General features: G+C 41.2%; 10 protein-coding genes. All 10 read left to right on the forward strand.

The window, feature by feature from the left end; translation table 11 throughout:
- The first annotated feature begins 47 nt into the window (after positions 1–47).
- On the forward strand, positions 48–1,100 hold the full coding sequence (locus tag ACTJKA_RS02620) for a FecCD family ABC transporter permease (RefSeq protein ID WP_008347113.1): 1,053 nt from the start codon (positions 48–50) through the stop codon (positions 1,098–1,100).
- Positions 1,101–2,126, forward strand: a complete 1,026-nt coding sequence (locus ACTJKA_RS02625) for a FecCD family ABC transporter permease (RefSeq protein WP_345911107.1) — start codon at positions 1,101–1,103, stop codon at positions 2,124–2,126.
- A gap of 18 nt (positions 2,127–2,144) precedes the next feature.
- A complete protein-coding gene (locus ACTJKA_RS02630) occupies positions 2,145–2,960 on the forward strand; it encodes an ABC transporter ATP-binding protein (RefSeq protein WP_017368048.1) in 816 nt (271 codons plus the stop codon).
- A 177-nt stretch (positions 2,961–3,137) separates the two neighbouring features.
- Positions 3,138–3,860 carry a response regulator gene (locus ACTJKA_RS02635; RefSeq protein WP_171465772.1) on the forward strand — a complete coding sequence of 241 codons (723 nt, stop codon included), beginning with the start codon at positions 3,138–3,140 and terminating at the stop codon, positions 3,858–3,860.
- A gap of 3 nt (positions 3,861–3,863) precedes the next feature.
- Positions 3,864–5,618, forward strand: a complete 1,755-nt coding sequence (locus tag ACTJKA_RS02640; protein ID WP_440607611.1) for a sensor histidine kinase — start codon at positions 3,864–3,866, stop codon at positions 5,616–5,618.
- 136 nt (positions 5,619–5,754) lie between these two features.
- Positions 5,755–7,191, forward strand: a complete 1,437-nt coding sequence (gene uxaC / locus ACTJKA_RS02645; protein ID WP_346395565.1) for a glucuronate isomerase — start codon at positions 5,755–5,757, stop codon at positions 7,189–7,191.
- Between the two features lie 67 nt (positions 7,192–7,258).
- The gene (locus tag ACTJKA_RS02650; RefSeq protein ID WP_017359253.1) at positions 7,259–8,269 is read left to right on the forward strand and encodes a LacI family DNA-binding transcriptional regulator; all 1,011 of its coding nucleotides are present in this window, start codon (positions 7,259–7,261) and stop codon (positions 8,267–8,269) included.
- A gap of 58 nt (positions 8,270–8,327) precedes the next feature.
- Positions 8,328–9,779, forward strand: coding sequence for a tagaturonate reductase (locus tag ACTJKA_RS02655; protein ID WP_336750429.1), 1,452 nt, complete (start codon positions 8,328–8,330; stop codon positions 9,777–9,779).
- A complete protein-coding gene (locus ACTJKA_RS02660) occupies positions 9,776–11,269 on the forward strand; it encodes a UxaA family hydrolase (RefSeq protein ID WP_017368042.1) in 1,494 nt (497 codons plus the stop codon). The genes ACTJKA_RS02655 and ACTJKA_RS02660 overlap by 4 nt, the downstream gene beginning before the upstream one ends.
- Positions 11,270–11,289: 20 nt before the next feature.
- Complete coding sequence (locus ACTJKA_RS02665) at positions 11,290–12,681, forward strand: glycoside hydrolase family 28 protein (protein ID WP_440607612.1); 1,392 nt, start codon at positions 11,290–11,292, stop codon at positions 12,679–12,681.
- Positions 12,682–12,822 lie beyond the last annotated feature (141 nt).

A 12,822-nucleotide genomic window follows, 5' to 3' on the forward strand; every position in this document is an offset into this window, starting at 1 on the left:
TTATCACTAATAACGAATAGATATGAACGGAAAGGAAGAGACTGGTTTTGGGCTCACAATCGAATAAACAGCTGTCAGCTAAAGATGATGCGATAGATATTGTGACAAAGCCTTTTGGTACAGCAGCTGTTGTCATCATAGGAATCATTGCTTTAGCATTCGGTCTTTTTTTATCAGTATCGCTAGGAGCGGCAAACATTCATTTACACACGGTATGGGAAGCCGTCTTTCATTTTGATTCACAACAAACCTCACATCAAATCATTAGGGAACTAAGGCTACCGCGTACAGTTGGTGCCGCACTTGTCGGTGCCTTTTTAGCAGTATCAGGTGCCATCATGCAAGGCATGACAAGAAATGCGCTTGCGTCTCCTGAAATCATGGGTGTGACAAATGGCTCTGCATTTGCGATTGCCATTGCGTTTGCTTTTTTCCCAGGCCAATCTTCTTTTACATTAATTCTTTGGTCATTTTTGGGTGCAGCACTTGGCGCCTCTATTGTATTTGGGGTTGGAACCCTTTCAAAAGGGGGACTTACTCCTGTGAAGCTAGCATTAGCCGGTACTGCTGTTGGCGCACTTTTAAGCTCAATTTCCTCAGCGATTGCCATTCGATTTGACGTTGCGCAAGATATGAGTTTTTGGTACGCAGGTGGTGTGGCTGGTGTGAATTGGAGCAATATTAAGATCATCATTCCAGTTGCGGCTGTAGGACTGATCATCGCAATGATTCTTGCCCGCTCCATCACGGTTTTAAGCTTGGGCGATGAATTAGCAAAAGGGCTTGGACAATATACACGAACAGTCAAGGTACTTGGCATATTGGTCGTGATCCTTTTAACAGGTGCAGCCGTGTCAGTTGCAGGTTCTATTGGCTTTATCGGGCTTGTGATTCCTCATGTTACGCGTTTCTTGGTCGGCGTTGACTATCGCTGGATTATTCCTTGCTCAGCTATTTTAGGGGCTATTTTGCTCATTTATGCAGACATTGCGGCAAGGCTTGTCAATGCGCCGTTTGAAACGCCAGTTGGTGCCATTACAGCCATTATAGGCGTTCCTTTCTTCTTATATTTAGCGAGACGTGAAAGGAGCGGAATTTAAATGGAAATGGTGCAGCAGGCAAAGAAAAAGAAATACAAACGAACGATGGTCATGATCTTTTTAGCCATCGTGGCTGTGTTCCTGATTAGTTTAAATACCGGAGAGATAAGGATTTCTCCGATGGATACATTCAAAACATTTTTTGGACTTGGAAGTGAAATGGATGAGCTTGTATTATTCGAGTTCAGACTTCCAAGGATGGTCATCGCTTTACTTGTTGGCGCTTCTATCGCTGTATCAGGAGCCATTTGGCAAGGTGTTTCTCAAAATGGTTTAGCTGATCCCGGCATTCTAGGTGTAAATGCGGGTGCAGGCTTTGCGGTGGTTTTGTTTATCTTTGCCTTTCAGGGTTCGATGTCGAACTTAGGTGATTTTTCAATATTTGTACTGCCGCTTTTCGCTTTCGTAGGTGCCGCCTTTGCTGCATTCCTCATTTATGTACTAGCGTGGAAAAAGGGCATTACACCTGTTCGATTGATTTTAACTGGTATTGGGATCAATGCTGCATTTTCGGCAGCAATTGTGGTCATTCAATTAAAGATGAGCCCAAATGATTTTAACCAAGCCATTGTGTGGCTGTCAGGAAGTATTTGGGGCTCAAGCTGGACATATGTCTTATCAGTCGTGCCGTGGATGCTGATTTTTCTTGTATTAGCGATGGTGAGGGCACGCTACTTAAATATCATGAATTTGGGTGATCAGATATCTTATGGCTTAGGGATTTCAGTTCATAAAGAAAGAAGTTTTCTCATGCTGATTGCAGTTGCATTAGCCGGTGCGAGTGTCGCTGTTGCAGGGAGTATATCGTTCCTAGGGTTAGCGGCACCACACCTCGCAAGAAAGCTAGTTGGACCGAAACATCAAGGAATGATACCGGCGTCCGCTATGATTGGTGCACTGCTGTTATTACTTGCAGATACACTTGGGCGTGTCATACTTGCTCCATCAGAGGTGCCCGTTGGACTTGTCGTTTCTGCCTTAGGCGCACCTTACTTCATTTACTTATTGATGAAAACGAACCAATGAGGAAGGAGAGTACAACAGATGAAATCACTTGAAACAGAAAAGCTTTGTATTGGCTATCATGACCGTTTGATTGTAGACGATTTAAATATCAGCATCCCAAAAGGCAAGGTAACGACATTAATTGGGCCGAATGGGTGCGGGAAGTCAACGATTTTAAAAACAATGTCTCGTATTATGAAATCCCATCAAGGTGCTGTTTATTTAAATGGCCAGGCTATCCATCAAACACCAACAAAAGAAATTTCAAAACAAATGGCCATCTTACCGCAGACGCCTGAAGCACCAAGTGGTCTGACCGTTTATGAGCTTGTGTCATATGGACGTTTCCCACATCAAAATGGATTTGGCCGTTTATCAAATGAGGACAAACGAATCATCAGATGGGCACTTGAGGAGACGGGAATGATTGCATTTCATGACCGGCCAATTGAAGCACTCTCTGGTGGACAGCGTCAGCGTGTATGGATTGCGATGGCACTCGCTCAGGAAACAGAGCTGCTTTTATTAGACGAACCAACGACGTATTTAGATCTTGCTCATCAGCTGGAGATCCTTCAGCTATTAGAACGCTTAAACAGAGAGCAGGGCAGAACTGTGCTGATGGTGATTCATGATCTGAATCATGCTGCACGCTTTTCACATTACATGATTGCCCTCAATCAAGGGAAAGTCATTAAAGATGGTACGCCTCATGAGGTCATGACAAAAGAGGTACTCAGTCAGGTGTTCCACATCGATGCAGAAATTGTGCTTGATCCGAGAACGAATAAGCCGATCTGTTTAACATATGACTTAATGAATCATGAAAGAAAGCTTGAAGCTGTGAACGGATAATAGATGGACAAAAACTCGGTATATATGACCGAGTTTTTTTGCATCTTCTGGTATTACCTTGTTATGCCATTTTCTCCAGTTGATCTTTTTTCGCTTTTATGTAGAAAAGAGGTACTTTTTTACTTTGGACAATGGTAATATACGGTTAGAGATCATAGCTAGAAAGGAAAGAGATGCGTGGAAACAGCAAAAATATTGATTGCAGATGACGAAGAAGCAATTGTAAAAATGGTTGAACGCGTATTAAGAAAAGAAGGGTTTCAACATATTTATAAAGCCTATCATGCAGATGAAGCATTAGATATTGTCAAAAACGAGGACATCCACCTCTTACTTCTAGATGTGATGATGCCCGGTAAGTCAGGCTTTGATGTTCTGCCTGACATCAGGAAAATGACGAAGGCACCGATTTTCTATTTAACAGCAAGAACGTCTGATGTAGACAAATTGACTGGATTTGCACAAGGTGCAGACGATTACATTACAAAGCCATTTAATCCGTTAGAGCTAGTAGCTAGAATTAAGGCGCACTTAAACCGAACTTATATCTCCTTACAGGAGGAGCAAGATGATACTCAAAGTCGATTTGAATTTTCCCATTTCTCCTATCATCCTCATTCAGCCGAATTGAAAGTAAGAGGAGAGGTGACTGCATGCTCTGCTCAGCTTCTCTCCTTGCTGAAGTACTTTTGTGATCATCCGAATGTGGTTCTTTCAAAAGATCAAATTTATGAGAAAGTATGGGGCGTTCCATCATATGGTGATAACAACACCGTGATGGTTCATATTCGAAAGCTGAGAGAAAAGATCGAGTTAGATCCGAGTCAGCCAGAATATATTGTGACGATCCGTGGTATGGGCTATAAATTTATACCGCATCCAGCAAAGGTTATTAAATAATTTATGAATTTACGAACAAAACTCTTCTTTCACTTTGTTGGACAAATGTTTATTGTGATTGCCATTTTGGTGATCGGAAATACGTTCTCTGAAAATTTATATTTAACAAAACACTTCGAGAACATGGCTGAAACCGGTTTAACAAAAGCTGATGGAGATACACTCATGAGCTGGCTTTATTTTAACGAGGATGGAAAAATGGAAGCCGATGATCAGCTCAAACAAGCAGTAAGAAAACGAGATGGCTGGCTGCAAGTCATTGATTCAAAAAAGCATAACGTCTATAGCTACCATCGCCCTAAGACCATTCCAACATCCTATCAAAAGGATGAAATGATCAAAATCTTTGAAAAAAGACAATTTAAAGATTACAAGATGTATTTTTGGCCCATTGAGATTGATCAAAAAAGCTTTATCGTTTTGTATGGGTTTAAAACAAACAGCACAAAGGTAGCCAATTATTTGAAGCAGCATGAGAAAAATTTGGCTGCTCTCTCTCAATATTCAACTGAAACGAAAGAATTCTTGAAAAGAATGAATGGATCGGTGCATCTGTTCAATGATGAAGGGAAATATTTGAAGGGCATTCGAGCTAATAACAATTTGGAAAATAATGTAACGGATGTTGAACTGCTCAAATATCAATCAAAGCCTTGGGAGTTTAGAAGTGATCTCTCTTATATTAGAGTGAATAAAAACCTGTATATCATCATTTCTGTACCAAATAAAGTATATAGCCCAGACGAATTATACGATAAAGAAAGAGATGCTTTAAATCAATATAGAACCATCTTGATTGCAGGTCTTGCGCTTACGATTATTATCGTTATGACATTATGGTACTCGTATCGCTATGGGCTACCGATCTATCACATTATCCGCTGGCTGATTTTCTTATCAAGAAATAAATTGCAGGAGCCAACAAATAGAAAAGGTATTCCAGTAAGTAAAAATAAAAAGGGCCGTATTAAGCGGGAGTACCGGCTGTTTGAGGATATCCTCAAAACAATGGATCAGCTCACCAATACGTTAAAAGAGAATGAAGCAAACCGAAGAAAAATTCAAACCACAAGGGAAGAATGGATCGCAGGGCTGTCTCATGATCTAAAAACGCCTCTTAGCACGATTTACGGCTATGGATTAATGCTAGAATCAGATCAATACCAATGGTCCAAGGAAGAAGTCATGGAAATGGGACAAGTCATTCGTGAGAAATCAGAATACATGTCGACCTTGATTGAGGATTTAAACCTCACGTATCGATTGAAAAATGGTGCATTGCCTATTAATCGAAAACCTGTTGAGCTTGGTGAATTTTTAGCTTCCATTATGGACGAGTTTTCAAGAAGCACGCTTTCAGAAGATTATTTATCATCCTTTGAAGATCAAACAGAGGGTGTCATGTTTGAGATCGATAAAGCCTGGTTTAGACGAGTCATTGAGAACCTGCTGGCGAACGCAGTGAAGCATAACCAGAAAGGTACTCTTATTCAAGCTGTTCTATCTGAAACAAATGATGAAGTTCGGATCGAAATGAAAGATAACGGACGCGGAATGGCGCAAGAAACAGTGGATCATTTATTTAATCGTTACTATAGAGGGACAAATACGAATGATCCAACAAATGGAACAGGACTAGGACTGGCGATTGCAAAAGAGCTTGTCTTACTGCACGATGGCGATATTCAAGTAGAAAGTGAATTAGGTCAAGGAACAACTATTGCGATTATCCTAAAGAAAACACCATCTGTAAAATAGCCAAAAAACGATTTTCTTTTCTAAAGGAGATCGTTTTTTCTTGTTTTAGGATTGAAATCGATTTTGTAAACGATTACAATAAAATTGTTAACGTGAACAAATTGATTTTCATCATTATAAGAGATGGGGGAGTTTGATGAAAGCTTTTTTAGATGAGCAGTTTTTATTAAACAGTCAAACGGCGGAAAAGCTATACCATGAGTTTGCAAAGAACCTTCCGATTATTGATTACCATTGTCATTTAAGTCCAAAAGAAATCTATGAAAATAAAACGTTCCAAAATATAACCGAAGCATGGCTTTACGGAGATCATTACAAATGGCGAGCCATGAGAGCAAATGGGATACCTGAAACACATATCACAGGGGATGCCTCAGATGATGAGAAATTTTTAGCATGGGCGAAAACTGTTCCGATGACGATTGGAAATCCTCTCTATCACTGGACCCATCTAGAGCTAAGACGATATTTTGATGTCGAAGAACTTTTGAATGAAGAAAGCGCAGACATCATCTGGAAAAAAGTAAATGAAAAGTTGCAAGGAGACGGATTTGGTGCGAGAGATTTCATTGTGAAATCAAATGTTGAAACGGTTGTGACGACAGACGATCCGGTTGATTCGCTGATTTATCACCAACAACTGCGGGAAGAAGGCTTTTCTGTGCAAGTGCTGCCAGGGTTTCGGCCAGATAAGGCATTAGATATCACAAATGACTTGTTTATCGAGTATGTTCATCAGCTGGCGGAGGTTTCATCTATCAAGATCGAATCATATCAAGACTTCATAAAAGCACTTCATATGCGAATCGATTTCTTTCATGAACAGGGCTGTTTGATTTCAGATCATGCCATCAATGAAATGACTTACGAAGACACGACGGAAGAAGAAGCTACGATCATTTTTCATAAAAGAATGTCTGGACATCCATTGACGGAAAAGGAGAAGGTTCAATTTAAAACACACACATTCATTGAACTAGGTCAGGCATATGCTCAGCGGGGATGGGCGATGCAGCTTCATATCAATGCGCTCAGAAACAACAACTCGAAAATGTTTAAGCGACTTGGACCAGATACCGGATATGATGCAATGAATGATGAAGACATTGCAAAGCCTCTTTGCCGCGTATTAGATCGGTTAGAACAAGCACATGCATTGCCAAAAACCATCCTCTATTCCTTGAATCCAAGGGACAATGTGGTGATTTCAACAATAGCTGGAAGTTTTCAAGATGGAAAGACTCCTGGGAAAATGCAGCATGGAACAGCTTGGTGGTTTAATGATACAAAGCAGGGAATGACAGAGCAGATGATGGCACTTTCCAGTATCGGACTGATCAGCCGATTTATTGGGATGCTGACAGATTCACGAAGCTTCCTGTCTTACACAAGACATGAATATTTCCGTAGACTGTTATGTGACATCATTGGAGATTGGGTGGAAAAAGGTGAAGCGCCTAATGATCTCAATTTGCTAGGGGGAATGGTAAAAGGAATCAGCTATGAAAATGCAAAGCAGTATTTTCAATTTGAACGGGCAAATGAGCTACCGCATAAAAGCAAGATGATATGAACAAAAAGCAAGATTATGAAAGCGTTTTTATGATAAGATGATAAAAAATCATAAAAGGCGGAATAGCATGACAGTCACAATCAAAGATATAGCAAAATTGGCAAACGTTTCTCATACCACAGTATCAAGGGCTTTAAATAATAGCCCTTTTATTAAAGAGAAAACAAAACAAAACATCTTGTCGATTGCAAAACAGCTGAATTACTCACCGAATGTCCATGCCAGAGGCCTTGTCTCGCAAAAATCATTTACAATTGGTCTGTTTTTTACGAGTTTAACAGAAGGCACATCCTCAAGTTTCTTTGTTGATGCATTAAAAGGCGTCAACAGTGTGATAACAGAAAACTATCATTTGGTTGTAAGAGGAATTGACGATTTTCACGATTACACAACCATTCATAAACAGCGGTATGATGGTATTTTGCTCATGAGCCAAAGCGAGCATGATGAAGCGTTTATCCATCATGTGAAAAAGCAGGGCATTCCCATTATTGTACTGAATCGCCGTGTAGAAAGTAATCAAGTGATGAATATATTAGCGGATGATGGTGAAGGGGCATACCAAGCTGCACACTATTTCATTCAGCAGGGGCATAAACAAATTGCCATTATTGAAGGGAAAGAAGGGTTTAAATCCACACAGGAAAGAAAAGCTGGTTTTCTGCAAGCACTCATTGACCATCATGTACCCATGAAGAAGGAATACATGATCACAGGCGACTATCATATGAAGAGCGGCTATGAATCAATGGAAGCCTTACTCACTCTTGATGATCCGCCAACTGCCCTTTTTTGCTCCAACGATGACATGGCGATTGGTGCGATGAATGCATTGTTTGCAAAAGGTAAAAGGTGTCCTGATGATCTTTCTATTATTGGTTTTGATGATATTTCATTTTCATCTTATACAACGCCTGCCCTCACAACAGTCAAAAAGCCAATTGAAAAAATGTGTGCGCTTGGAGCAGAAGCCATCCTTTCAGTCATCAACGGTGAAAAGCAAGAAGACGATCATCTGGAAAAAGTGTATGTCCACACAGAGCTGATGATTAGAGATTCAGTAAAAAAGGTGCAGTAATCAGCATCTTTTAAATGAAAATGTTCACGTGTGCAAAAAATGCGGGGAGGAAAAGCGTTTGAGACGATTATCCAAAGATGTGTACCCAGTGGCTGAATATCCTGAAACCATTCTACAAATTGGCGAAGGAAACTTTATGCGGGGATTTATGAATTGGCAGATCCAGAAGCTAAACGACTGTACAGATTTTAAAGGAAGAGCAGTGGTTGTTCCTCCTCGAAAAGGATCAGTGACTGCTCTAAATGAACAAGATGGTTTGTACACTTTATGTATTCAAGGGTTTCATGACCAAAAAGAAATGAACGAACGGATCGTCATTCAATCCATCAGCAGGGGAATCAGCACATATACAGATTATGAAGCCTTTTTACATGTAGCGGAAAGTCCTGATGTGCGCTTTGTCTTTTCTAATACAACAGAGGCAGGACTTGTGTTAAGAAAAGAGGACCGATTAGAAGATCGGCCGCAAGTAAGTTTTCCAGGAAAGCTGACAGCCTTCTTGTATCACCGCTTCAAAGCTTTTTCTGGAGATGAGAAAAAGGGCTTGATCATTTTACCTTGTGAATTGATTGAACAAAACGGTGATCGATTAAGAGAATATGTGATCACAATGGCAGCTGAGTGGAATCTTCCGCCTGATTTTGTGGCTTGGGTCAAGGAAGCCAACACGTTCTGTAATACGTTAGTTGATCGGATTGTCCCAGGATTTTCTCAGGAAGCAGCGGAGACTGTTCAAAAAGAAGAGGGGTATATCGATGAATTGCTTGTCACAGCAGAATATTATCACCTGTTTGTCATTGAAGCACCTGCGTTTGTTCAAAAAGAGCTTCCTTTTCAAGAAGCAGGGTTAAACGTACTTTTTGTGGAAGATATCGCTCCCTATCGTATGAGCAAGGTTCGCATTTTAAACGGTGCGCATACAGCGATGGTGCCGATTGCATATTCATGTGGCTTGGATACTGTCAAAAAAGCGGTGGATGATGAGCATGTTGGTGTGTTCATTCGCCGCATGCTTGAGGAGGAAGTGCTGCCAGGTTTGCCACTTCCTGAAGAAGAGCTTCTTCTTTATACACAATCCGTGTGGGATCGATTCTGCAACCCTTTTGTCAAACATCAATTACTCGATATTGCCTTAAATGGTGTATCTAAATTTCGGGCGCGTATTCTCCCGTCTCTTCTAGATTATATAGAGCTAAAAAAACAGTTGCCTACGAAGCTTATGTTCTCACTGAGCAGTTTGATTTATTTTTATCAAGTCCATGCAGATCAGATAAAGGATGATGAGTCTGTGATGACATTCATGAAGGAAGCATGGGAGGAAGTGGACCATTCCTATGAATTAATGGTCGATCAACTTCTTTCAAACGAAGTTTTATGGGGGATGGATTTGACGAGGATAGCAGGGCTGAGGGATGCAGTAGCCGAGCAGCTCACCTTCATACATGAAAATGGCATGAGAGCTGCTGTTCACCAAATTCTTCAATATGAAAGTCAGGGGGAGAAGGCATGAGAGACTTTGTTGTGATTCATCCTTCAGATAATGTTGGTATCGCTTTAAAAGTGCTTGAGCAAGGCGAAGAGCTTCAGCACCAAGGTCATACAATCATTTTAAAAGAAACCGTTGCTAAAGGTCATAAATTTGCATTGGCTGAGATCAAAGAAAAAGAGAATATCATCAAATATGGCTACCCCATTGGTCATGCATCCACTGCGATTTCGACTGGAGAATGGGTGCATACGCACAATATCAAAACGAATCTATCAGGTAAGCTCGATTACGAATACCGCCCTTCTTTAACAGAAAACCCCTATGAAAAAACGAATCTGACATTCAAAGGGTATAAACGAAAAAATGGCGCAAGTGGTATACGAAATGAGCTTTGGATTGTCCCAACAGTTGGGTGTGTCAATGGCATTGCCGATCAAATCATTCAAATATTTACCGCTGAAATGGGGGGAAGCATCCATCCTTTTGAAACGGCGTTAGTATTAAAGCACAATTATGGATGCTCACAGCTTGGGGATGATCATGAAAACACAAAAACAATACTTCAAAATGCCGTAAAGCACCCAAATGCTGGAGGGGTTCTCGTTCTAGGGCTTGGCTGTGAAAACAATGATATTGAGGATTTTCAGGCAACATTAGGGGAGTATGACCAGACGAGGGTGAAATTTTTAAGAAGCCAAGAAGTAGGGGATGAGATTGAGACAGGTGTCGCTTTGCTCAAGGAAATTTATGACGCAGCGAAAGAAGATCAGCGTGAAGACATTCCGTTATCTGAGCTGAAAATCGGCTTGAAATGCGGAGGATCAGATGGGTTTTCAGGCATTACCGCAAATCCACTTTTAGGCAGACTGTCCGATTTCATTGTGGCTCAAGGCGGAACCACCGTCTTAACAGAAGTACCGGAAATGTTCGGGGCTGAAACGATCTTAATGGAGAGAGCGGAATCAAAAGCGACATTCGACAATATTGTGCAGATGATCAATGATTTTAAACAATACTTTATGGATCATCGACAGCCAGTATATGAAAATCCTTCCCCGGGAAATAAAGCAGGAGGCATTTCGACATTAGAAGATAAATCTCTCGGCTGCACACAAAAAGCGGGTACTTCCGTTATAAAGGATGTTTTAACATACGGGGAGCTGCTAAAACGAAAAGGATTGAATTTATTAAGTGCGCCCGGGAATGATTTGGTTGCTTCATCTGCTCTCGCAGCGTCTGGCTGTCAGCTCGTCCTCTTTACAACAGGCAGAGGCACACCGTTTGGCACATTTGTTCCAACGATGAAGGTATCGACCAATACCGCTTTATATGAAACAAAAAAACATTGGATCGACTTTAATGCGGGGGAATTGCTTGAAGATGTACCAGAAGATGTGGTGCTAGAGAAATTCATTGCCACGGTGATTGATGTGGCGAGTGGAAAGCTGTTAAATCATGAAAAAAACAATTTTAGAGAGCTGGCCATTTTTAAAACAGGTGTGACACTTTAAGACGTCTGGGGGATAAGGAAATGTCTAAAAAACGGAATTTGATGTATGTGACAGCAGGAACAGTACTAACAGGAATTGGACTCGCACGTTTAGCAAAGCAAGGGAAAAAAGACAAAGAAACAAATGGCATAGATCAGGTGTTAAAGCAGATAAAAGCGCCAAAGTTCCCAGATCGTGAATTCAATGTCATTCATTATGGTGCAGATAACAAAGGGATAGAGCTTTCAACAAATGCTATTCAGTCTGCCATCGATGATGCACATCGTTTGAAAGGAGGGCGTGTGCTGATTCCTGAAGGGACATTTTTGACAGGCGCTCTAGAATTGAAAAGCAATGTAGAGCTTCATCTTCATGAAAACGCCTATGTGAGCTTCAGCCAAGATACACGTGATTATCTCCCCCTTGTTCTAACAAGATTTGAAGGAATTGAGCTTTATAATTATTCACCACTTATTTATGCCCATCATGCAGAAAACATCGCGATTACAGGAGCAGGCACGCTGGACGGGAGAGGGGATGAACACCACTGGTGGCCTTGGAAGTATGGAACAAATGGTCAGCCCTCTCAAGATCGGGATCGTCAGCTCCTTTTTGATATGGCTGAAAAAAGAATACCAGTGGAAGAAAGAGTGTTTGGCGAAGGACATTATTTAAGATCAAGCTTTATCCAGCCATACAATTGCCAAAACATTCTCATTGAAGGAGTAACCGTAAAGGATTCACCGATGTGGCAAGTCCATCCGGTGTTAAGTGAAAACGTCATCGTCCGCGGGGTGAATATCATCGGTCATGGCCCAAATACAGATGGTGTGAATCCAGAGTCGTGCCGACATGTGCTCATTGAAGATTGTTATTTTGATAATGGCGATGATTGTATTGCCATTAAATCGGGCAGAAATGAGGACGGCCGGAGAATCGGCGTTCCATCTGAAAACATCGTCATTCGTAGAAATACGATGCGTGATGGTCATGGCGGAGTAACGATCGGGAGTGAAATCTCTGGAGGCGTCAAGTATGTATATGCAGAGGATAATGTCATGGACAGTCCGAACCTTGACAGGGCATTGCGCATTAAGACCAACTCTGTCAGGGGCGGTACCATTGAACACATCTATTTTAAAAACAATCTAGTGAAAAGCTTAAAACATGAGGTGGTCTGTATCGACATGATGTATGAGGAAGGGGATGCCGGTCCGCATAGGCCTGTAGTCCGTCATATTGAAGTAGAAGGGTTAAAAAGCAGCGGAGGGCGATATGGTGTCAAGATCGCCGCATACTCACATTCCCCGGTCACACACTTTAAAATGAAAGACTGTGTCATTGACGATGTCACATACCCTCTTTCATTGGAACATGCAGTATCTCCTTCATTTCAGAAAGTTGTCATTAATGGTGAACATATCAACCAATAGCGGAAGTGAAAACAGCCACGTCAAAGGCTGTTTTTCTTTTACAAGGACAGACAAGACGTATTCGGAATCACATATACAACCTATCTGCACTGTAGTATAATATTCCCGAAATTAGAAAAGAATTGACGAAAGAGATGACGT

Source organism: Bacillus sp. 22190, from assembly GCF_052045575.1.
Classification (GTDB): domain Bacteria; phylum Bacillota; class Bacilli; order Bacillales; family Bacillaceae; genus Bacillus; species Bacillus altitudinis.